This window comes from Polynucleobacter sp. Nonnen-W13 (genome assembly GCF_018881735.1).
GTDB lineage: Bacteria > Pseudomonadota > Gammaproteobacteria > Burkholderiales > Burkholderiaceae > Polynucleobacter.
In genome coordinates this window covers 564,251-584,371 of sequence record NZ_JACVPU010000002.1, presented here as the reverse complement: position 1 = coordinate 584,371, position 20,121 = coordinate 564,251, and the positions used below count along the sequence as shown (strand labels likewise).

At 45.9% G+C, this 20,121-nt stretch carries 23 protein-coding genes; 8 read left to right on the top strand and 15 right to left on the bottom strand.

Going from position 1 to position 20,121, the window contains the following annotated elements; all coding sequences use genetic code 11:
• Nucleotide 1: 1 nt before the first annotated feature.
• Nucleotides 2-1,435, bottom strand: a complete 1,434-nt coding sequence (locus ICN27_RS08285; RefSeq protein WP_370624497.1) for a M23 family metallopeptidase — start codon at nucleotides 1,433-1,435, stop codon at nucleotides 2-4.
• Nucleotides 1,436-1,566: 131 nt separating this feature from the next.
• Here ICN27_RS08285 and ICN27_RS08280 point away from each other — a divergent pair, with 131 nt between their 5' ends.
• The gene (locus tag ICN27_RS08280; RefSeq protein WP_216269650.1) at nucleotides 1,567-2,700 is read left to right on the top strand and encodes a mandelate racemase/muconate lactonizing enzyme family protein; all 1,134 of its coding nucleotides are present in this window, start codon (nucleotides 1,567-1,569) and stop codon (nucleotides 2,698-2,700) included.
• A gap of 77 nt (nucleotides 2,701-2,777) precedes the next feature.
• On the opposite strand, the gene ICN27_RS08275 is transcribed toward ICN27_RS08280, so the two are convergent.
• The 4 genes from ICN27_RS08275 to ICN27_RS08260 form a co-directional block, all read right to left on the bottom strand.
• Nucleotides 2,778-4,790, bottom strand: coding sequence for a TRAP transporter fused permease subunit (locus tag ICN27_RS08275; protein WP_216269649.1), 2,013 nt, complete (start codon nucleotides 4,788-4,790; stop codon nucleotides 2,778-2,780).
• Between the two features lie 76 nt (nucleotides 4,791-4,866).
• Nucleotides 4,867-5,817: a TAXI family TRAP transporter solute-binding subunit gene (locus ICN27_RS08270; RefSeq protein WP_215308185.1), complete on the bottom strand. Its 951-nt coding sequence runs from the start codon at nucleotides 5,815-5,817 to the stop codon at nucleotides 4,867-4,869.
• 28 nt (nucleotides 5,818-5,845) lie between these two features.
• Nucleotides 5,846-6,772 (bottom strand): dihydrodipicolinate synthase family protein, encoded by a 927-nt coding sequence (locus tag ICN27_RS08265; protein WP_216269648.1) that lies wholly within the window; start codon nucleotides 6,770-6,772, stop codon nucleotides 5,846-5,848.
• Nucleotides 6,773-6,784: 12 nt separating this feature from the next.
• Nucleotides 6,785-7,714 carry a 2-hydroxyacid dehydrogenase gene (locus ICN27_RS08260; RefSeq protein ID WP_216269647.1) on the bottom strand — a complete coding sequence of 310 codons (930 nt, stop codon included), beginning with the start codon at nucleotides 7,712-7,714 and terminating at the stop codon, nucleotides 6,785-6,787.
• An 84-nt stretch (nucleotides 7,715-7,798) separates the two neighbouring features.
• Between ICN27_RS08260 and ICN27_RS08255 the strand changes: the two genes are divergently transcribed.
• Nucleotides 7,799-8,740, top strand: a complete 942-nt coding sequence (locus tag ICN27_RS08255) for a 3-hydroxyacyl-CoA dehydrogenase family protein (protein WP_215308180.1) — start codon at nucleotides 7,799-7,801, stop codon at nucleotides 8,738-8,740.
• Between the two features lie 17 nt (nucleotides 8,741-8,757).
• Here the strand turns inward: ICN27_RS08255 and ICN27_RS08250 are convergent, their stop codons facing one another.
• Nucleotides 8,758-9,963 carry an MFS transporter gene (locus tag ICN27_RS08250; RefSeq protein ID WP_216269646.1) on the bottom strand — a complete coding sequence of 402 codons (1,206 nt, stop codon included), beginning with the start codon at nucleotides 9,961-9,963 and terminating at the stop codon, nucleotides 8,758-8,760.
• 44 nt (nucleotides 9,964-10,007) lie between these two features.
• Between ICN27_RS08250 and ICN27_RS08245 the strand changes: the two genes are divergently transcribed.
• Nucleotides 10,008-10,688 carry a cytochrome b/b6 domain-containing protein gene (locus ICN27_RS08245; RefSeq protein ID WP_216269645.1) on the top strand — a complete coding sequence of 227 codons (681 nt, stop codon included), beginning with the start codon at nucleotides 10,008-10,010 and terminating at the stop codon, nucleotides 10,686-10,688.
• Here ICN27_RS08245 and ICN27_RS08240 read toward each other — a convergent pair whose 3' ends face one another.
• A complete protein-coding gene (locus ICN27_RS08240) occupies nucleotides 10,689-11,141 on the bottom strand; it encodes a cytochrome c (protein WP_215308174.1) in 453 nt (150 codons plus the stop codon).
• 59 nt (nucleotides 11,142-11,200) lie between these two features.
• Nucleotides 11,201-11,863 carry a site-2 protease family protein gene (locus tag ICN27_RS08235; RefSeq protein ID WP_216269644.1) on the bottom strand — a complete coding sequence of 221 codons (663 nt, stop codon included), beginning with the start codon at nucleotides 11,861-11,863 and terminating at the stop codon, nucleotides 11,201-11,203.
• A 28-nt stretch (nucleotides 11,864-11,891) separates the two neighbouring features.
• On the opposite strand from ICN27_RS08235, the gene ICN27_RS08230 reads away from it, so the two are divergent.
• From ICN27_RS08230 to crcB, 4 genes are read left to right on the top strand one after another with little or no spacing between them, the layout of a single operon-like run.
• Nucleotides 11,892-12,059: a hypothetical protein gene (locus tag ICN27_RS08230; RefSeq protein ID WP_015421675.1), complete on the top strand. Its 168-nt coding sequence runs from the start codon at nucleotides 11,892-11,894 to the stop codon at nucleotides 12,057-12,059.
• Nucleotides 12,060-12,103: 44 nt separating this feature from the next.
• A complete protein-coding gene (locus tag ICN27_RS08225; protein ID WP_170217005.1) occupies nucleotides 12,104-12,241 on the top strand; it encodes a hypothetical protein in 138 nt (45 codons plus the stop codon).
• Nucleotides 12,242-12,250: 9 nt separating this feature from the next.
• Nucleotides 12,251-13,030: a 4,5-DOPA dioxygenase extradiol gene (gene ygiD / locus ICN27_RS08220; RefSeq protein WP_216269643.1), complete on the top strand. Its 780-nt coding sequence runs from the start codon at nucleotides 12,251-12,253 to the stop codon at nucleotides 13,028-13,030.
• A 9-nt stretch (nucleotides 13,031-13,039) separates the two neighbouring features.
• Nucleotides 13,040-13,417: a fluoride efflux transporter CrcB gene (gene crcB, locus ICN27_RS08215; RefSeq protein ID WP_215308168.1), complete on the top strand. Its 378-nt coding sequence runs from the start codon at nucleotides 13,040-13,042 to the stop codon at nucleotides 13,415-13,417.
• Between the two features lie 15 nt (nucleotides 13,418-13,432).
• Here the strand turns inward: crcB and ICN27_RS08210 are convergent, their stop codons facing one another.
• The 6 genes from ICN27_RS08210 to ICN27_RS08185 are packed head-to-tail and all read right to left on the bottom strand — an operon-like array spanning nucleotide 13,433 to nucleotide 18,910.
• Nucleotides 13,433-14,422 carry a tripartite tricarboxylate transporter substrate binding protein gene (locus ICN27_RS08210; protein ID WP_216269642.1) on the bottom strand — a complete coding sequence of 330 codons (990 nt, stop codon included), beginning with the start codon at nucleotides 14,420-14,422 and terminating at the stop codon, nucleotides 13,433-13,435.
• Nucleotides 14,419-14,940, bottom strand: a complete 522-nt coding sequence (locus tag ICN27_RS08205) for a chromate transporter (protein WP_216269641.1) — start codon at nucleotides 14,938-14,940, stop codon at nucleotides 14,419-14,421. The genes ICN27_RS08210 and ICN27_RS08205 overlap by 4 nt, the downstream gene beginning before the upstream one ends.
• Nucleotides 14,940-15,524 carry a chromate transporter gene (locus ICN27_RS08200; protein WP_255535077.1) on the bottom strand — a complete coding sequence of 195 codons (585 nt, stop codon included), beginning with the start codon at nucleotides 15,522-15,524 and terminating at the stop codon, nucleotides 14,940-14,942. The genes ICN27_RS08205 and ICN27_RS08200 overlap by 1 nt, the downstream gene beginning before the upstream one ends.
• Nucleotides 15,482-16,456 (bottom strand): D-2-hydroxyacid dehydrogenase family protein, encoded by a 975-nt coding sequence (locus tag ICN27_RS08195; protein WP_215308161.1) that lies wholly within the window; start codon nucleotides 16,454-16,456, stop codon nucleotides 15,482-15,484. Before ICN27_RS08195 ends, ICN27_RS08200 begins: the two co-directional genes overlap by 43 nt.
• 26 nt (nucleotides 16,457-16,482) lie before the next feature.
• Nucleotides 16,483-17,856, bottom strand: a complete 1,374-nt coding sequence (locus tag ICN27_RS08190; RefSeq protein ID WP_216269640.1) for an MmgE/PrpD family protein — start codon at nucleotides 17,854-17,856, stop codon at nucleotides 16,483-16,485.
• Between the two features lie 52 nt (nucleotides 17,857-17,908).
• Nucleotides 17,909-18,910 (bottom strand): tripartite tricarboxylate transporter substrate binding protein, encoded by a 1,002-nt coding sequence (locus ICN27_RS08185; protein ID WP_215308157.1) that lies wholly within the window; start codon nucleotides 18,908-18,910, stop codon nucleotides 17,909-17,911.
• A gap of 90 nt (nucleotides 18,911-19,000) precedes the next feature.
• On the opposite strand from ICN27_RS08185, the gene ICN27_RS08180 reads away from it, so the two are divergent.
• The gene (locus ICN27_RS08180) at nucleotides 19,001-19,303 is read left to right on the top strand and encodes an antibiotic biosynthesis monooxygenase (RefSeq protein WP_216269639.1); all 303 of its coding nucleotides are present in this window, start codon (nucleotides 19,001-19,003) and stop codon (nucleotides 19,301-19,303) included.
• Between the two features lie 12 nt (nucleotides 19,304-19,315).
• On the opposite strand, the gene ICN27_RS08175 is transcribed toward ICN27_RS08180, so the two are convergent.
• Nucleotides 19,316-20,083 carry a sulfurtransferase gene (locus ICN27_RS08175; protein WP_216269638.1) on the bottom strand — a complete coding sequence of 256 codons (768 nt, stop codon included), beginning with the start codon at nucleotides 20,081-20,083 and terminating at the stop codon, nucleotides 19,316-19,318.
• Nucleotides 20,084-20,121 lie beyond the last annotated feature (38 nt).

Sequence of the window (20,121 nt, the reverse complement as noted above, 5' to 3'; positions counted from 1 at the left end):
CCTAATTCATGGGTGGCGAACCCAGCAATAGAATTTCTCGAGTGAGCAATCCACTATCGCTATCGCGCATATTCCACAAATCCAGCTGGGTTTTGACTGCATAGGGATCAACATAGACCCCATCCTTTCTCAATTCAAAATGGAGATGGGGGCCTGTGGAGCGTCCAGTCGATCCGACATAGCCAATCTCAAGACCACGCCGTACTTCATTGCCCACCTCTAGCTCAGCGTTGTAGCCGCTCAAGTGGGCATAGTAGGTGCGGTAGTTACCGGGATGCTCAAGAATGATGAGGTTGCCAAACGCGCCGCTATAGCCCAAATGCACTACTTTGCCTGTAGCCACACTAAAGATTGGCGTTCCAATTGGCGCCGAATAATCAATGCCCATATGGGTGCGATATCTTTGTTTAGGAGCAGTAGCACTGCCGTTCTTGGGAGGCGCAACTTTTTTACTGGATGCTCTAACACTGCCAACCCCGCGGGAGATACGTCGATAGCTCAGGGGGTTGGTCCAGAAAGTACGCTCAATCGATTCACCGCTGGAAGTATAAAAGCCTCCTGGGATGTCACTTCTTTCGACCCAAAAAGCGCTGGCAAATACTTCACTAGAGGACGGTTCAATAATTTCCACTGCCCAAATTTGAGCCCAGCGTTCCTTATCACCAAAGTCCACAATCAGACGAACAATGCTATTGGTATTTTCAAGCGCATTATTTTCTTCGGGGTAAATTTGTTTGATGATAGAGTTCAGCTCCCAAACCAGTTCAACGGGTAATTTATCGCCCACTTTTTTGGGGTCATATAAAACAGCGCTCAAGGGCAATTGGATTTCCGTAAAGCGCTTGGACTCATCTCTAAGGTAGTCTTGCTGAACTAAAAAGTTGCCCGCTGCTGATGGCGTAAAAGTCCAAATCTCAGTCTTCACATCCTGTATCGGGCCATTCATTATGCTTAAGGATTCGAAGCGGTTACGGTTACCCAAAGCCAATGCATAAGGAATGCAATTGCCCCGCATTCGATTAAAAAAACCTTTAGTTTGAGATTTGAAGAACTCATTGAATTCTCGATTGTCCACGCCCAGACTAGCTGGAAGATTCTCCTCGTTAAAGCTACGACGTAGGCAACCGCGCTGTACGCGATAGTCCAGATTCGCGCCGCTTTCATTGTTGTATGTGCTCTCAATCCGTTTAAATAATTCAGGATTTAAGTTCATACTTTTGCTAGAGCGATTAAGCGAATTGTCTTTGAGCTGAATGCCGGCCTGCTTAGCACTAGTGCTGGCAGCTTTTTGTTTTATCTGAGGGGTTTTGCTAGCCGGACTTGTTTGACTGGCTGGTTGTGCTTGCGCGCTTGAACTAAGTACTATCAGAGAGAGTCCAACAACACTGATGACGTTTCTCAATAAGTAAGGTAATTGGCCAGCTATTTTTTTCACCGCTCAATTATCCAATATTGTTGCCAAGCTCCCCGTTTTTTATGTTGTAGTGCAGCAATTTTCTGTTGAAGTTGGTCAAGGAAAGTGGCAAAAGTTGTAGATACAATCAATTTTTCGTTAAAGGAATCTTCATGCCCATTATTGAATCTGTATTAGTTGCTGCAGTAGCCGTGCCTCTAGATAAGGTCACCTCCTTTTCCACTCGAACGGTTTCAGAGCGGCATTATTGCTTGGTTAAAGTACGGGGCAAGGATGGTAATGAGGGTATTGGATTTTGCTATGTCGGCAGTGCGGGTGGAGATATTGCCAAGATTGCCGTTGAGCAATTACTAGCCCCAAAACTGATTGGTCAAAATAGTCATCGCAGCGAAGGTCTGTGGATGGATATGTATAACGAGTCTATTTTGCAAGGGCGTGCCGGCGCAGTGATGCGTGGCATCTCCATCCTCGATACCGCCCTTTGGGACTTAAATGCGCGTGCTGCGAAATTGCCCCTTCATCAATACCTAGGATCAGTTGTCGATGATCGCGTCCCAGCCTATGCTAGCGGTGGCTACTACCTTGATGGTAAAACGCCCGCCATGTTGGGGAAAGAAATGGAGTCTTATGTAAAAAAAGGTTTTAAGGCTGTCAAAATGAAAGTAGGGCGCTTATCTCCAAGAGAAGAGGAGGCACGGGTTAAAGCTGCTCGTAAGGCCGTAGGTGAGGATGTTTTGCTGACTTTAGATGCTAACAATGCCTGGCGTGATCTACCGACTGCACTTGAATACGTTCGTCGCTTTGAGGCTTACAACCCCTATTGGATCGAAGAGCCATTTTCCCCAGATGCGATTGATCTGCATGCAGCTCTGGCCCGTCAGACTAAGATCAATGTTGCTACCGGTGAGATGGAGGCAGGACGCTGGCGTTTTAGGGAGCTAATTGAAGCTGGTGGCGTTGCTATTTTGCAGTCTGATGCGGCAGTCTGTGGCGGCATTACGGAGTGGCGTCGTATTTCTGCTTATGCGGATTTAAAGGGAGTGATTGTTTGCCCACATTGGATGCATGATCTGCACGCTCCTTTAGTGGCAGCAACGCCAAATGCGCGTTTTGTGGAATTCTTCTTGGATGATCAGGTCTTGAATTTCCGTAGATTGATCAATCAGCAGCTCACCTTCAAGAATGGCGATTTGATCTTACATAAGACACCAGGCTTAGGATTTGAGTTTGATGAAACTGCTGTTAAAAAATATGCTGGTAAGGCTGCTTGGACGAAGATTATTTAATGTATTGAAATACACGGTAATAAAAAATCCCGCTCAAGAGGCGGGATTTTTTATGATCTTGAACTACTTAAATGTGTTCAGGTGGATTTAGGATTGAGTTTGTAGTGGGTCATGAGTTGGGTGATGAGTACCAAAGCAAATCCAACAAAACCAATGAGATCAGCTTCCGTGGAGGGATAGGCTAAAGCCACCCCAGAGATCACCATGATCACGCGCTCAAATACTTTGGTTTTTTCAATAAACCAACCTTGTAAGCCGCCGGCTAAACAAATGATGCCAACTACCGCAGTAAATGAAATCCATGCAATCTGTGTCCAGTCGGCTTGCTCTAGAGCGCTGGTAGATCCCATCAGGAGCAAGCTCACACCTGATTTATCGAGGACAAACATAAACGGCACCAAAATTGCAGGAGCAACGTATTTCCAGGTTTGTAAAGTGGTTCTATAAGGATTGCCTTTACAAATTGCAGCTGCAGCAAATGGAGATAAAGCTGTTGGGGGCGAGACCTCAGAAAGTACGGCGTAATAGAAGATGAACATGTGCGCAGCAAATGCAGGCACACCTAAGTTAATGAGTGCCGGCGCAGCGATCACAGCACAAATAATATAAGAGGCGGTAACTGGTACCGCGAGGCCAACGATCCACACAATCAATGCTGTAAAAATGGCTGTTAGCAGCAATGAGCCTCCCGCATATTGAATCACGATAGAGCTAAATTTGAGACCTAAGCCAGTGAGGGTAACGGTACCAACGATGAGGCCTGCACCCGCACACGTTGCTGCAATCGCTAATACGCCTGTAGAGCCAGACGAGAGTGCCTTCGATAAACTGGAATTGTAAAGACCAGAGAGTATCGGTTCTTTACCTTTAAACCAAGCCCATGGAATGATTGCGGTATCTTCGCGCAACATACTAGATAGCGCAGAAACAACGGTAGCCCAAAAGACTGACATCACTGGCGAGAAGCCAAACATCATAAAAACTACAATAGAAATCAAAGAGAAAAAATGAAACCAGTATTTTTTAGTTAACTGCCAGGCACTTTCTGCAGATGGAAAGTGAATATTTTTCATGCCGTACTTACGTACGTCGATTTCAACCATGACAAACAAGCCAAGGTAGAACAGAATCGTGGGGATCGTTGCCATGAGCAACACATCCAAGTAGGAGATTTTGAGGAAGTCAGCAATCAGAAAGGCGGCCGCTCCTAATACCGGTGGTGAGATGATCGCACCAAGTCCGCCTGCAGCCAAAAGACCACCTGCGGCATTTTTTTCGTAACCTACTTTATCAAGCATAGGTGCAGCTACAGAGCCAACTGTAACGGTAGTTGCCACACCGGATCCTGATGGGCCACCCATGAGGAAGGAGGACAAGACAATCGTTCTTCCCACCCCAGATGATTTTCCGCCCATTGCGGCAAAAGAGAAGTCGATGAAGAATTTTCCCGCACCAGTAAATTGTAAAAAGGCGCCAAAGATAGTGAAAAGAATAATCAGGGTTGCAGAGACGTCGACTGCAGTGCCATAGATGCCCTCAAGACTCATGTACATATAACCCACGAGCCGATCTAAGTCATAGCCTTTGTGAGTCCATGGAGCCGGAAGGTAGTTACCAAAGAAGGCATAGAGCAAGAAAAGCACTGTAACGGTGACGAGCACCATGCCATTAGTTCTTCTCACACTCTCTAGAATGAGTAGGATGAGCGCAATACCAACCATGACGTCAGTAGAATTTGGGGCAGTATTTCTGTCCATGAGTCCATCGCCGCCGGCCAGAATGTAATAGCCTATGGCAACTGAGCCTATGGCAAATAAAACATCCCAAAACTTCAACTGATTTTTAAAACGAGCGGCAATAGGAAAGCTCAGGAACACTAAAAACAAGACTAGGGCAACGTGAATGACTCTGAGCTGATGCGTTGGAACAATCGAGTAGGCTGCATATAAATGAAATAAAGACATACCTATTGCTACTAGCGTGATGAATATGGCCAGTAGACCTTTGTAGTCATTAGAGTCACCCTCTTCTTGCTTAATGAAGGCATCTAATTTTTCTTGGGTTTCGTTATCAATTACATTTTGATTCATGTCTTAATCAATCTATTTTTATATTTAGGTATGGCTTTAAAGCAGAAGGGGTGAGATTAACTCACCCCGATATGGCTTAGTTTACTTTGACACCTTTTTCTTTAAAGTACTTTAAAGCGCCTGGATGATAAGCAATTGGTGAGGCATTCGCTTTTTGGTTCTCTAGCTTGATATTTCTGTACTCAGCATGTGAGCGGACAAGTTCAAGTTGATTATCAAAAATAGCTTTAACAATTTTGTATGCCTCTGCATCAGACATAGAAGCGTTTACAACCAAAAGATTGGCAACCGCTGCAACTTTATTGTCTTTCTCCATGCCGCTATAAGTTTGCTTGGTAATTACGGATGGGAAATAAAGATTGCCATATTTTTTATTCATGGCGGGAACTTCAGCGGTAGTGTCGATCATGACAATTTTCATACCAGGACTGTTTGCTAAATCGGTAACAGCAGCAGTTGGTAACCCACCTACCCAAAAGAAGGCGTCAATCTTGCGGTCTTTTACAGCATTGACAGATTCTGCAACGCTCAAGCGCTCACGCTTGACATCTTTGTCTTTATCCAAACCTGCAGCCTCTAACAAGCGAAAAGCCATTACTTCAGTAGCACTTCCTGGTGAGCCTGTGCTGATGCGCTTACCTTTGAGATCTTTCATGGTTTTAATACCAGTCGATTCGACGGTAGCAACGTGCATGAGGTTTGGATACAGTATGAGTAAGTTGCGTAAATCAACTGGCTTATCCTTGAATTTATCCTCACCATCTTTAGCATCTTTAGCGGCATCAGCCATTGAGAAACCAACGTAAGGTTTACCAGTGCCAACGAGTTTTAAGTTATCGACCGAGCCACCTGTAACCTCAGCAGTTGCTGACATTCCTGGTACATGCTTAGATAAAACTGAGGCTAAACCACCACCCATTGGGTAGTAAACGCCACCAGTACCACCGGTTGCGATGGAAATGTTTTGCGCTTGTGCAGCACCGAAAAACATCGTGATAGATATGGCAATTGTTTTTATAAGCTTCATTTTTGTCTCCTGTTTTGCATCTATGAAATTAAAGGCCCGGCATGCTGAAATTAATCTTTTGTAGCTCGCCCAATAACTTTGCTTGCTGGTCTGCGCTCAGTTGCATGAGTGGGGGGCGTACGCGCAACCACTCCGAATCCTTACTGTAATGCGCAACTGCAGTTTTCATGCCAGCAATCATTTGATATTGAGCAAAAATGGAGCGTACTTGATCTAGAGCAGTTTGGTGTTGATCTGCATCAGATTCTTGCCAATGGGCTGCTAATTGAGCGATTGCCCTAGGGTTTACGTTAGCCGTGGCGGAGATGCAGCCAACACCACCAGCGCGCAAGGTACGCATGAGAAAGACTTCGCTACCAGCATAAACGCGGAAACCGGAGGGAGCCAAGAGTTTAATAACGGATTCTGTATAGGCCCAATCACCAGAACTATCTTTCATACCAACAATTGTTTTTGGATAGGCTTTTGCAAGGCGCTCTAATAAAGAGAGACTTAAATTAATCTTAGTAACTGGTGGAATGTTGTAAATATAAATTTGTAAACCAGCGTCACCTACTTTTTGGATGACTTCTGAGTAAAAAGCGAACAGGCCATCATCGGTGACGTCTTTGTAATAGAACGGGGGCAACATCAACACGCCAGCACATTTGTGTTGAACTGCATGACGGGTCATCGTGACAGTTGCATCAATTGAGGTAGCACCAGTACCAGGCATCATATGGGCAGGGTTCAAGCCACCTTTGATGAGGGCTGTTAGCGTATCCATTTTTTGTGGAGCAGAAATAGAATTGGCTTCAGAATTTGTGCCAAAGATTGCTTGGCCAACACCATTGGCTTCGAGCCATTGGCACTGCTTGAGCAATTTTTGTGCATCAGGACTGCCGTCATCTTTAAACGGAGTCAATACAGGCGAGAGCACCGCAGGAAGTGTTGAGGGGTGTAGGGTAATTGTCATACTTGCTCCGTTTTAATTTTTTACTTCAGTCAGAAGTGGTTTTTTATTATAGAAAGCTTCTAAATTATCTATTGCTAAATTTGTCATTAATTGTCGCGTTTCGGAAGTGGCGCTTCCAATATGCGGAGTTAATAGAACATTATCAATATTTAAGAACTCTGGGTTTGGATTAGGTTCATTTTCAAATACGTCGAGTGCTGCTCCTGCAATCCATTTTTGCTGCAGTGCAACTAAAAGTGCAGCCTCATCCACTACGCTACCGCGTGCAATATTAATGAGATAACCCTGGGGACCCAAAGCTTTTAGAACCTCGGCATTGATCATTTTTTCTGTTTTGGGGGTGGCAGGGCAAGCAAGAAAAAGGATGTCAGATGCCCTTGCTAAAGATTGGAGATCGGGAAAATACTCGTAAGGCAGATCTTTGCGTGTCGGTCCGGTGTAGGCTAAATGAACCTTAAAGGGCTCCAAGCGCCTTGCCAGATCTTGTCCAATGCGACCCATCCCTGCAATCCCGACCTGTTTGCCGGCAAGAGTAGTGGTGACGGTAAATAAACCCTTGGACCAGGCAGAGCTTTTAACAAACTCATGCGCCTGAGGAATGCGACGTAATAGGCCGAAGAGCATACCAATGGCCAGCTCGCAAACGGCGTCATTCAAAACGCCCGGGGTATTGCTGGCCTTGATTCCATTGGCCTTGAGATAGTCTAAGGGTAAATTGTCATAGCCTACGCCACAAGTAGCCACCATCTTTACCGTAGGGAGCTTCTCAAGTAACTGGGCGGGTAGCTGAGTGTTTGAGCGAATCAAAATACTCTCAAAAGAGCCTGACGGTAGATTGGCATTCAGGTCGGGAAAGCGCACCGGGATAATGCGACGGTCAATTGCCGCTTGCATTACCTCAGGAAATTGTCCGACCTGCAGCACTGAATTGACTGGGATCATGTCTCACTTACTTTTTTATTGGAATAATGAAGGCATTGTAAGAGGATTTGTGATCCTTATCTTGCCCCTGAAGGAGAAATTGAGATGTTATTTACCCCATCTGAAACTAAAGTCGTCATCGTTGGTGGCGGCACTATGGGTGCTGATGTAGCCGCTGTTTGCGCGCGCGGGGGTTGTGCAGTTCAGGTGCTAGAGCCTACTACCGAGCGCCGTGCACTTTTACCGGATTACTTTGCCAATACGATGATTGAGCTTGGGTATGAGCACCGCTTACATTTACTCTCGACAGCCGGCTCCTTGGAAGAAATAGATTGGTCAGAAATCGACTTGGTGATCGAGTGCGTGCCTGAACGCTTGGATATCAAGCAAGAGTTATTTGCCAAGCTAGAGCAATATGCAAAGCCAGAAGCGGTCTTGGCGAGTAATAGCACCAGCTTTCCAATCAGCGATATTTCAGCAGGATTAAAAACAGCTGCACGGATGATTGGCTTGCATTTTTTCATGCCTGCACACCTAGTGCCTTGCGTAGAAGTAGTCTATGGTGCAAAGACTTCGCCAATGGTGGGTGAAAGTCTTTCTCGTTTGATGACGGCTTGCGGCATGGTTCCCGTTACCGTAAAAAAAGATTTGCCAGGCTTCTTGGCAAATCGCCTACAGCATGCCTTATCGCGCGAAGCCTTTGCCATGGTCGACGCTGGTATTGCTAGCTTAGAAGATATCGATAAGGCCGTACGTTTTGGCTTTGGCTTTCGTTATATCGCTGCAGGGCCTGCAATGCAGAGAGATCATGCGGGATTGGATGTGCATGGCGCTGGTGGTGCAACGATTTATCCGACTCTTAATAACTCCCCAGATATTGCCAAATGCTTAAGTGATCGCATCGCTAGTGGCAAACTGGGCATGAAAACCGGTGAAGGTTTTTATTCTTGGACTGCAGAGACGATGAAGGCGGAGCGAGAGCGCTACCAGGAGGCTTTACGCGAAGGTCTCAAGATTATTCAAAAAGATTTGCCCAAGATTCACTAAGATGAACTAAGTCAGTTTTAGGTTAGATCTTTGAGATTGAGTTTTCTGAGTTGGGGTGCAAGTTTGTAGGTCAGCAAGACAACTAGCAAGGTTGCACCTCCACCAAATATGATGGATGGAACAAGCCCCATAAGACTAGCTGCAATTCCAGACTCAAGCGCCCCCAATTCATTGGAGGAGCCAATAAATATCCCATTGATTGCACTGATCCTGCCTCGCATTTGATCAGGGGTTGTCAATTGCATAATGCTGCCACGGATGACTACTGAGATAGAGTCAAAGCAACCGGAAATAAATAAGAAAAGTGCGCAAAGCCAAAGATTGTTAGACAGTCCAAAGGCAATAATGGCAATCCCAAAGCCGCCGACTGATAACAATAAATGTCTTCCAGAATCTTCTAGCAAGGGTCGACGTGCCAAGTAAAGGCCTGTAATGACAGCTCCAGCTGCTGGCGCTGCCCTGAGAATTCCTAAGGTTTCGGGACCAGCGTTGAGAACCTCTTTAACAAATGCGGGGAGTATGGATACTGCGCCACCGAATAGCACGGCAAACATATCTAGCAGCATGATGCTAACAATCAGCTCGTGTTTTCGTACGTAATGAAAGCCTTCCAAAAAGCTGTTTAAGAAATCATGGCTCACGCCTTCTGACTTTTCATGTTTGATGCGAATGAAGCTCACTCCATATAGACCGATAGCGCCACTCAATGCAGCGAGGGCATAGGTCCACTCGAGCCCAGCAAGTCCAATCATGAGGCCGCCCAAACCCGGTCCAGCTACAACGCAAATCTGAAATGCAGAGGATGCATAAGCGGTATAGCGCGGCATTTGATCTCGGGGAATAATGTGTCCAAAGATGGCCTGATAAGAAGGGCGCAATAGTGCGCGAGCTAAGCCTAAAAAAGCTACTGCTGAATAAATCAAGGGAACGGGCGGCGCCAACCAGTCAAGGGCTATTGCAACTAGAAACAAGGCAACGGCAATATGAAAGATGCAGGCAATCGCAGCGATCCATTTTCGAGAATGGCGATCTACTGCATGGCCAGCATAGAGAGCTAATACAAAGTAGGGAATCAGCTCCGCAAGACCAATCAGTCCAAGGGAAATGACACTATTGGTGATTTCATAGATATGCCAACCTACTGCGACCATCATGATTTGATAGCTTAGGGTTGCGCCTATACGATAGAGCAGCAGAGTTTTAAAGGCTTGGCTAGTTTTCATGAATTTTTCTTATTCTAAAGGGGGTAGTGATTTATTCTTTAGATATGAAAAAAATCATCCGTGTTTGGGATTTGCCAATTCGCCTCTTTCACTGGCTCTTGCTTGCTGGCATTGTTTTGAGTTTTGTCACTGTCAAGATCGGTGGCAATGCCATGAGTTGGCATGCGCTATCTGGTTACTGCGTGCTTAGTTTGATTATCTTCAGAATCATATGGGGCTTTGTCGGCTCTTACCATGCTCGATTTATTCATTTTGTGCCGAGTCCAAAGGGTTTAATACATTTTCTAAGAGGTAAAGCTAAAGCGGGGCTTGGTCACAATCCCTTAGGCGCTTTGTCTGTTTTGGCCTTACTTTTTTCAGTTGGTCTTCAAGCGATAACTGGTCTTTTTGCAAATGACGATATTGCCTTTGAGGGACCTTTTGCAAAATATATTTCTAGTGGAGCAGTTGAGCTCCTTACTTCAATCCATCGTCAGAATGAAACAGTCTTAATGATTTTGATTGCGCTGCATTTATGTGCAATCTTCTATTACCAGAAATTCAAAGGTGAGAATTTGATTAAGCCCATGTTAGTGGGCGATAAAGAAATTGACCCAAGCGAAACAGAAATGAATCTCTCTGCAGACTTGGGTCATGCTTCCAAGGATGGAAGTTTGCAAAGAGGCTTTGCGCTATTGCTGCTCAGCCTTATTGCGCTAACTCTGGGTTACTTCATCTCTAGGTAATTACTTTTTCTTAAAGTCATCATGGCAACCTTTGCAGGTAGCGCCTGCTGCACCAAAAGCTTTTTTAATTGCTTCTTGATCACCTGACTGCGCAGCGGTATTGAGGCTAGCAACAGCTAACTGCATTTTTTCTCCAGCAGCTTTAAATTTAGCGTTATCTGACCATACCACTGGGAGTGCATTGCCACCCTCTGTACCTGGACCAAACGCTTGCCATGGCAAGGTCGATATCATGGCAACGACTGCTGCGTTCTTCGCCACTTCATCTTTATTGAATGGTGCTTCGCCTTTAACAACTGCACCAATTTTTCCAAAAGAATTGGCCATCACAGTAAAAGCACTTTGACGATACTTAATGGCGTCCTCTGGTTTTTTAAATTGCGCATAAGCAATGCCTGTTCCGGCGACTAGTGCAGGGGCAATGGCGGCAAAAATCAAATGTTTCAGTTTCATAGTTAAGCTCCAGTGAGGTCAGTGAGTTATTACTAATGCGTTCAAATTTTGAGAATACTTCAGAAAAGCATTTGCAGGGGAAGTGTGACAAAGTAAACAACACTCTTAAAAAAGGCCGTCAAGGGCTCCATCCAAAAGCTGCCAATGAGGCCTGTAAAGACGAGGGCCAAAACAATAAAGAATCCGTAGGGCTCTAGTTTTCCGAAGGCGATGGATTGTCTTGCTGGTAATAAGCTCGCCAGAATGCGACCACCATCTAGTGGAGGCAGGGGGAAGAGGTTAAATACCAGTAAAACTAGGTTCCAGGTGATCCCCGCTTGAGCCACGGCTAAGAGAAAGCGCTCATTCACGCCAAAACCATAGAGAGAAATCAAAAAGATGGCCCAAATGAGGGCTTGGATGAAATTGGATCCAGGTCCAGCTAAGGCTACCCAGATAGAGTCAATGCGGGGATTACGTAGACGCCCAAAATTGACTGGTACTGGCTTGGCATAGCCCACCAAAAAAGGAGAGCCACTCAGAATCAACAGTAGGGGAATAAGGATAGTGCCCACCGGATCTATGTGTTTAATGGGGTTAAGGCTCACTTTCCCGAGCATATAAGCGGTATTGTCGCCAAATTGACGGGCCGCATAGCCATGGGCAGCCTCATGAATGGTGATAGCGAAAATCAAAGGAATCGCATTAATGGCTACAGCTTGGATAGAATAGTCAGTAATCATGGCAATATGATATCTATAGGAGCAAAAAGTGACTGACGATAAAAAACCTGAATCAAAAACCCCCGCTAAGCCCGTAGCAGCTAAGCCAGTAGCCCGTCCACCAGCCCCAAAAGGCCCATCCGGGCCTGGCGGCAGGCCTCAGGCTGGCTTTGGGGGCGGAAAAGCCATGATGCGCAAGGCTGGCCGCGGCCGATAGTGGATAATTGCACTATCAAATAATGTGTTTAATAGGGATTTAGCATGAACGAATGGCATAAAGAGTCAAAAGAAGAAGTTAATAAGAAAATCATCACCTTGATCGTCATGTTGGCAGCTGCTACTAGCTTAGCCATTTTGTTTGCATTGGTTGCGGCTCACACTGGCTACGTATTCGGCTAATCTGCAGTAATGACTAGCCATCGCCAACCCGCAGTATTTGTTGGTCATGGCAGTCCGATGTACGCCCTTGAACCCAATCGCTATACAGCCGCTTGGGCTAATCTTGGTAAATCACTTAAACGGCCAGATGCCATCTTAGTCATCTCGGCACATTGGGTAACACGCGGAGTGTGGGTTACTGCAATGGCTAAACCTAAAACTATTCATGACTTTGGGGGATTTCCGCAAGCCCTCTTTGATATTCAATATCCAGCACCCGGTAGTCCTGCACTGGCAGATCGCGTAAAAGAATTGTTGGATATCCCCGTTGTACTTGAAGAGAACGAGTGGGGTATTGATCATGGCGCCTGGTCTGTTCTGACATATCTCTATCCACACGCAGATGTACCGGTAGTGCAATTGAGTCTAGATGGTTCCATGTCTGCGAGTAAGCATTACGAGCTTGCTAAAAAATTACGCCCTTTGCGTGACGAGAATATCTTGATTCTGGCTAGCGGTAATGTTGTGCATAACTTGCGCACTATTCATTGGGAGGAGGGCGCAACACCTTATCCATGGGCTAGAGAGTTCAATGATTTTTTTGTTTCGGAGATGCATGCAAACCATCACGACAATTTAATTCATTGGGAGCAGTGCGGTGATGCCGCGCATTTATCTATCCCAACGCCTGAGCACTATTGGCCAGCGTTGTATGTACTTGCTCTACAAGAGCAAGGTGAGACCCCTAAGATATTAATTGATGGAGTAGAAATGGGCTCCATTAGCATGCTCACTTTCTCAATCCAATAAATACCGAATATGTGGCTATCTATTTTTGCAATTTTTTGTGGTGCTGGTCTCGGTGCTTTACTAAGAGCGGGCTTTAATCTCGTAACAGTCAGCCTTGCCTCAACTCTGCCATTGGGAACTTTTATTTCCAATATGGTTGGCGGATATTTCGTCGGAATTGCCGTAGCCTTTTTTGGCAATAATCAAAGCCTCTCCCCCGAATGGAAGTTGTTCGTGATTACAGGTTTTCTGGGAGGTCTCACCACCTTCTCCAGCTTCTCTGCTGAAGTAGTCGGTTTTATGCAACGTGGTGAAGTCAGTTGGGCGCTAGGCACTGCGTTTTTACATTTAGTTGGTTCACTTGGTCTTACTTTTTTAGGTATCCTGACTTACCAAGCGCTGAAGTAAGTTTGCGCATCTAGCTTACTCGGGTTTAATATTTCCAGCCTTGACTACGGCACTCCATTTTGCAGCCTCTGATTTAATGAGGGCTGCAAAATCAGCAGGGCTACCACCACCAATTTCATTTCCTTGAGAGAGCATTAACTCTCTAAGCTGTGGATCTTTCAGCGCCTCATTAGCAGCTTTATTTAATGTGTCGATAATCGATTTAGGTGTGCCAGCAGGTGCAATAAATCCTTGCCAATTGAGCACTTCCACCTTAGGGTAAGCAAGCTCTGCAAAACTAGGCACGCTCGGAAAGAGTGGCGATCTCTTTTTGCTGGTGATGGCGATAGGACGCAGTTTATCTGCCCTGATGTTGGGGACTGCAGAGTACATTTGATCAAACATCATGTCGACGTTGCCTGCCATCAAATCAGTCAACGCAGCAGAACCACTCTTGTAAGGTACATGAATCATTTGAATGCCGGCATTTTGCATAAATAGCTCAGCGGAGAGTTGATGGCTACCGCCGATTCCTCCTGAAGAAAATGTCAGGGTTCCTGGTTTTGCCTTAGCTGCTGTAACAATATCTTGAATGGTTTTGTATGGCGAATTTGGATTTACTACCAGGATTAGCGGACCCTTTTCTATCAGGATGATAGGGGTAAGAGCGGTTTCTGGGTCGTAGCGTAAATTCCCGAAAAGCGTTTTGTTTACCGCCATTGGGGCAAAGTTTCCCATACCAATGGTGTAGCCATCTGGGGCGGATCTTGCGACAAACTCAGTGCCGATATTTCCACCAGCACCTGGCTTGTTATCAATCACAATGGCTTGCTTCAGAATGACACTCATTTTCTGAGCCAGTTGTCTGCTCCGAGAATCTGCGCTGCCGCCTGCACCATAAGGCACTACTAAATTAATAGATTTGTTTGGGTATGTGTTTTGAGCCTGCGCAGTCAGCGCTAACCATAGCACTAAGCCGGTAATTAAAGTATGAAGTAAGGTACGAAGAAGTGAAGAGAGTTTCATATCAATCCCATGATTCCGAGGGCTGCGCCCAGTGCGATCAAATATAAAGGATGCCAGCGGGTAAATACCGTCAATCCAATAGTGAGTAGAGTCAATCCATATGCAGCATAGCTATGATTGATTTGCAGTGCAATCTGCCACGCAGAAGAAAGCACTAAGCCAATTGCCAGTGCGGCAGCAGCATACTGAATTGCCTTCTTTCTTTGCTCATCATTCATACCCAGAATCAGCCGCTGTACAAAGTACACCAAAATAGATGATGGCCACGCAATAGCCAAGGTGGCTAGTAGTGCTCCCAGGACTCCTCCAACATGCCAGCCGATCAGGGTGACCGTCATGAAATTCGGGCCAGGAGCAGCTTGCGCAATCGCAAAGTAATCAGCAAAAGTTTGTAGGTCAATCCACCGCTCTTGATAAACCGATAGCTCCAAGAGGCTGGGAAGTAGCGCATTGATTCCGCCGAAGGCAATCAGAGAAAAAGCAGAAAGCTTTAAAAATAGACTGAGAAGTATGCCCATCACTTACGAGCCTTCTTGAAGGCTAATAGCAAAGCAAGCGGAGATATAAGGAGAACAACCCAGCCAAGGCCTAGATGGAAGTAACTTGCGGCAGTCACTGTCAGGGCTACGACCAAAAGCATGGCCGGGTATTTAAACTCATCACGCAACATTTTGATGCCCGTAGAGGCAATTAATCCCACGCCCACTGCAGAGATGCCTCTAAGTAGGCCTTGAACACTTTCTAAGTTGCTGTAATGCTGATACAAGACTGCTAGCAACATCACAATGCAGATAGGCCCAAGAGTCAGGCCAAGCGCTGCGGCAAAGGCGCCCTTAGCCCCACAAAGACGTGAGCCAATGCAGACGGCAAGATTCAGAATATTGGGCCCTGGAACAATTTGGCATATTCCAAGAATGGCGCTGAACTCTTCTGAGCTAAGCACCTTGTCTTGTTCTACCAGAGTGCGGCGAGCCCAAGGTAGGACCCCACCAAAACCAGACATACCGATCTTGCTAAAGGTAATAAATAATTCTGTTGGAGTGAGTGTTTTCAAAGGCGTTAAGGCTGATATGGATGGGGTACTGGTTTTTGATCCAACCATGCTTCCAGAGTTTCAGTAATCCCTTGCGAGAACATTTTAAATACAGGCTCCGCAATAAAGCCCAGGTGGGGCGTTGCTAATAAATTTGGGGTGCTGCGTAAGGGATCGTGAGATGGTAGTGGTTCAATATCAAATACGTCGATAGCAGCCTGGCCGGGGCAACCTTTTTTGAGAGCAGCGCATAAGTCGGGCATATTAATTAATGCAGAGCGCGAGGTATTGACCAGAAGGGAGTCCGGGCGCATTAAAGCAAGTTGATCAGCGCTGATGATTCCTTTGGTGCCTGGTCCCGCTACTAAGTGCATGGTAACTACTTTTGATGTGCGTAGTAATTCATCCAGACTAACTGAAGTTGCATTTTCAATTGCAGCGCGTTCTGGAGTCATGTTCGGACTCCAAGTAACAATCTCCATACCGAATGCCTTACCAACGCGAGCAACAGCGCTGCCGATAGCACCAAGACCAATAACGCCCAAACGCTCGCCGGAGAGCATGGGCAGAACGGAGAGTTCATCGCGCCAGCCACCAGTGCTCACTAGATTATTTTGGCGAACCAATTGTTTTGAAGCGCCCAAAATTAATGCCCAGGTTAACTCGGCAGTAGTCTCTTTCGAAGGACCTCCTGGCGTGCAGGCAATCGGAATATTACGAGAAAGAAGGGCGGCGCTATCTAGCGTGCCATTTCTCTTGCCTGTGAACATCAATAATTTGAGCTTTGGCAACCTTGCAATCATGGCTTCGTTAAAGGGGGATCGGTCGCGCACGATAGCAATCACATCAGCATCTTTGACTGCCTCATACAAGGCCTCATCTCGTAATGGCTCGTGATGGATTATGAGGTTTGAATTTTGCTCTATGCGATCCCATTGAGAGAAGCGACGCAGAGCGCGCTCGTAATCTCCTAAGATGACGATATTCGGTTGCTTGGCCATGTGACTGGTTTTTTCTTTCAGGTGGGTTAGTCGGGAGTACAAAGACTCAATATTTTCTTGAGATCAGGCGCACTTCCTAGATTCCATAATGCTGCAATGAGTTGACCAGTTTTTTCCTTGCCAATTACTGGCTCAGTCAAGCTAGAGAACTTTTGTTCTAAATTAAGGTCGCTCATTGGGTTCTCAACAGATCCAATTGCATTTTTAACGAAGATATGAACTTCCCTACCGTCCTTCAGAATCGCTTTGACGTCCACCGATGCCTCGCTGATAGAGGTATCAGTTGTGGCGTTTACTTTGGCGCGCAAGGCGACTACATCAGGGCGATTGACAATATCATCAGCGTACTCACCTTCACCTGCTTGACCGAAAATTAAGCCTACGGCACAGCCATGGTAGACGCTGAATTTACCTTCAAGACCATCTTGAGGTGTTTTCTTACCAGTTAATTCAAGAACGAGTGGATGGACGCGTAATTCAATGCGTTCAACTTCTTCTGCTTTAACGCCTTGTGCTTTGAGTTGCGCGCATGCGTCAATAGCCGGATGGATCACAATTCCACAGGCGAATGGTTTGTAAGTATTTAATGAAATCTCAAATGATTTTCCAAGCTCTCGATCAATCTCTGACCAGTCGCATTTAGTTGAAACGGTTTGCATATAACCGCGGCCCGCTTCTAGAGCTTTAGGGCTAGCAGTAAAGCCATGCTTGGCCAATAGGGCGGAAAGTTGTCCTGCACGTGCCGCACCTCCCGGATGAAAGGGTTTTGTCATGGTGCCAAACTGCTCGCGCATACCCACCGGCTGCGATGCTGCGATGCCTAATGCCATAGTTGTTTTTTGGGTGTCTAGTCCCATGAGGCGTGAGCAAGCTGCAGCAGAACCCAGCATGCCAGTAGAACCAGTGATATGCCAGCCACGATGGTAGTGGTCTGGGTACATGGCATTACCAATGCGGCAAGCAACATCAATTCCTAAAACGAGTGAATCAATTATTTGACGGCCTGTGACATTAGTATGTTCACCCAAAGCCAGAATGGCAGAAGCAACAGGCCCTGCCGGGTGAATCACTGTTTTCAGGTGTGTGTCATCAAAGTCAAAAGTATGTGAGCTAATGCCGTTGATGAGAGCTGCGCCACCCATGTCAACACGATCCTTTCGGCCAAGAATACTCGCCTGAGGTGCTGGTTGAAATTCACGGATAGCAGCTAATGAGGATTCAACGCTCTCATGATTAGCTGCGCCAATTGCGCATCCAAGCCAATTTAAAAAGGTGCGATGTGCCTCATGGTCCACCTCAGCACTCCAGCCTTGACTGGCGTGTGAAGTAACAAACTCAGCTAATATTTTAGTGACTGGTGGTGCATTCAGATCGGCTGCTGCTTGGATGGCGTGGGACATGTTATTTCCTGTTTTTTGTAAGTATTGAATTTGATAAGAATGGGTAGGAAATTTATTCCAACTCAATGCTGCGCTCTTTAGCAACCTTAACCCAGCGAGCAATATCTTCTTTAATGTAGTTTTCAAATTGTTGTGGAGACATTGGCATTAATGTCATTGCCTCACTGGTCATTTTTTCCGAGAAATCCGGCAGTGCCAATGCTTTATTGAGTTCTGAGTTGAGTTTCTTAACAATGGCGGGCGGAAGGTTGGCGGGGCCAACAATTCCATACCACTGCTGCCCATCAAAGCCGTTGTAGCCAAGTTCCTTAAAGGTGGGAATGTTGGGCGCAGCAGGATTACGCTTAGCGCCAGTGATAGCTAAGCCACGAACTCGATTGGTATTTAAATAGGGCATGGCGGCAAAGAGGGTTGGAAGCATTGCTTGAGTTTGACCTGCTAACAAATCCGTATAGGCTGGCCCTACACCACGATAAGGGACATGAACCATAGAAATTCCTGCGGCCAGTTTTAATTGCTCCATTCCTAAATGGGTCAAGGTTCCTGGGCCAGCTGAGCCGTAACTTATTTTGTCTGGATTCTTCTTAGCGTAATCAATAAATTCTTTAAAATTTTTGATCGGTAACTCGGGATTGATCACCAGAGCATTTGGTGTTGCTCCTATCATGCCAATCGCCGTGAAATCTTTTATGGCGTCGTAGGGTAGCTTGCGAACCGCTGGATTGGTTCCGTGCGAGCCAACATAGGCAACCATTAAGGTATAGCCATCTGGAGTTGCTTTTGCGACTGATTGCGAGGCAATGGTGCCTCCACCTCCGCCAATATTTTCCACAACAATGGTTTGACCAATCGACTTGGACATTTTTTCAGCAAGCGAGCGGGCAATATTGTCTAGACCACCTCCAGCTGCTACTGGGGCAATCAACTTAATTGGCTTAACGGGATAGTTTTGTATTGATTGCGCTGCAGCATTAAAACTAGCCACTGAGCTGATGCTAGAAAAAATCAGGGCAGATAAAAAAATCGGCATTTGCCGACGGAGGGTATTAGACATGTCTCGAGCCTAGATATTTTTTTGAATTAAGCTTCTTTTATAAATGAATTTTACTATTGATATAAAAATACTTTTTAAAAAGGGAGCATCATGATTTTAGAGCACTGCGATATAGAAATTGACCCAACTAAGGGTGCTGAGTTTGAGGAGGCCATTTTGCGAGGTGTCAATACCGTCATCGCCCAGGCTAAGGGATTTCGTGGATTCAAGGTTAATCACAGCATTGAAAGTCCTGCTCGTTATTTATTGTTGATTTACTGGGATACCCTGGATAACCATACGGTCGACTTTAGGGGTTCTGATGCCTTCGCTGATTGGCGAGCTATTGTTGGACCATTCTTCGTAAAGCCACCTTTTGTTGAGCACATGACTTTGGTGGGTAAATCAAACTAATCATTTCGGTCTTTAAGCGATTTGTTTTTTTCGGATTGAGCGCTCAAGTGGGATGGTGTCTAGATTAGGTTCTAGCGCTTCCCGCTCATCAAATACGAAGCAGCTGCCGGTATAGTGTGCAGAGCCAACCTCTTCAAAGTACTTGAGGATGCCACCCTCTAGCTGATAGCTGTGTTGCATGCCAATTTCGCGCATGTAGAGCCCAGACTTTTCACAACGAATTCCACCGGTACAAAAGCTCACCAAAGTTTTATCAGCTAGCTCGTCCTTATGAGCTGAAATGGCATCAGGAAATTCTGTAAATTTCTCGATATTGAAATGCAGTGCATTTTCAAAAGTCCCGTATTCGACCTCAAAAGCATTGCGTGTATCCACCATGACAACGGGGCGACCCAAGTCATCTGTCCCGCGATCAAGCCACTCTTGTAATTTTTTTGGTGTGATGAAGTTTGCGCGCCCCTCTTCCGGGCGAATCGCCGGATGATTCATCCGAATAATTTCATTCTTAATTTTGACCAGCATCTTCTTAAAGGGCTGCGTTTCGGACCAACTATCTTTAGTTTGCAGGGGTGCGAAGCGTGGATCCTGGCGCAAGTCATTTATAAAGCCACGCAATTTAGGTTCGCTACCAGCTAAAAACATATTGATGCCTTCGCCAGTTAAGAGAATGGTGCCCTTTAACTCGCTAGAATTGCACTCATCTAAGATCTTGGCGCGTAGCTCAGTTAAATTATCTAGACTGACAAATAAGTAGGCAGCTATGTTCAAAATTGGTTTCATCGTTAATCTCATCTTGCTCCGGTATCCATTATCAAACA

Coding starts and splice junctions, on each gene's coding strand:
- ICN27_RS08275 (WP_216269649.1), bottom strand. CDS start 4,790: ATGAATCAAAATGTAATTGATAACGAAACCCAAGAAAAATTAGATGCC.
- ICN27_RS08225 (WP_170217005.1), top strand. CDS start 12,104: ATGAACGAATGGCATAAAGAGTCAAAAGAAGAAGTTAATAAGAAAATC.
- ICN27_RS08190 (WP_216269640.1), bottom strand. CDS start 17,856: ATGTCCCACGCCATCCAAGCAGCAGCCGATCTGAATGCACCACCAGTC.
- ICN27_RS08210 (WP_216269642.1), bottom strand. CDS start 14,422: ATGAAACTCTCTTCACTTCTTCGTACCTTACTTCATACTTTAATTACC.
- ICN27_RS08280 (WP_216269650.1), top strand. CDS start 1,567: ATGCCCATTATTGAATCTGTATTAGTTGCTGCAGTAGCCGTGCCTCTA.
- ICN27_RS08270 (WP_215308185.1), bottom strand. CDS start 5,817: ATGAAGCTTATAAAAACAATTGCCATATCTATCACGATGTTTTTCGGT.
- ygiD (WP_216269643.1), top strand. CDS start 12,251: ATGACTAGCCATCGCCAACCCGCAGTATTTGTTGGTCATGGCAGTCCG.
- crcB (WP_215308168.1), top strand. CDS start 13,040: ATGTGGCTATCTATTTTTGCAATTTTTTGTGGTGCTGGTCTCGGTGCT.
- ICN27_RS08265 (WP_216269648.1), bottom strand. CDS start 6,772: ATGACAATTACCCTACACCCCTCAACACTTCCTGCGGTGCTCTCGCCT.
- ICN27_RS08200 (WP_255535077.1), bottom strand. CDS start 15,524: ATGGTTGGATCAAAAACCAGTACCCCATCCATATCAGCCTTAACGCCT.
- ICN27_RS08205 (WP_216269641.1), bottom strand. CDS start 14,940: ATGGGCATACTTCTCAGTCTATTTTTAAAGCTTTCTGCTTTTTCTCTG.
- ICN27_RS08175 (WP_216269638.1), bottom strand. CDS start 20,083: ATGAAACCAATTTTGAACATAGCTGCCTACTTATTTGTCAGTCTAGAT.
- ICN27_RS08185 (WP_215308157.1), bottom strand. CDS start 18,910: ATGTCTAATACCCTCCGTCGGCAAATGCCGATTTTTTTATCTGCCCTG.
- ICN27_RS08260 (WP_216269647.1), bottom strand. CDS start 7,714: ATGATCCCAGTCAATTCAGTGCTGCAGGTCGGACAATTTCCTGAGGTA.
- ICN27_RS08180 (WP_216269639.1), top strand. CDS start 19,001: ATGATTTTAGAGCACTGCGATATAGAAATTGACCCAACTAAGGGTGCT.
- ICN27_RS08235 (WP_216269644.1), bottom strand. CDS start 11,863: ATGATTACTGACTATTCTATCCAAGCTGTAGCCATTAATGCGATTCCT.
- ICN27_RS08250 (WP_216269646.1), bottom strand. CDS start 9,963: ATGAAAACTAGCCAAGCCTTTAAAACTCTGCTGCTCTATCGTATAGGC.
- ICN27_RS08195 (WP_215308161.1), bottom strand. CDS start 16,456: ATGGCCAAGCAACCGAATATCGTCATCTTAGGAGATTACGAGCGCGCT.
- ICN27_RS08240 (WP_215308174.1), bottom strand. CDS start 11,141: ATGAAACTGAAACATTTGATTTTTGCCGCCATTGCCCCTGCACTAGTC.
- ICN27_RS08255 (WP_215308180.1), top strand. CDS start 7,799: ATGTTATTTACCCCATCTGAAACTAAAGTCGTCATCGTTGGTGGCGGC.
- ICN27_RS08245 (WP_216269645.1), top strand. CDS start 10,008: ATGAAAAAAATCATCCGTGTTTGGGATTTGCCAATTCGCCTCTTTCAC.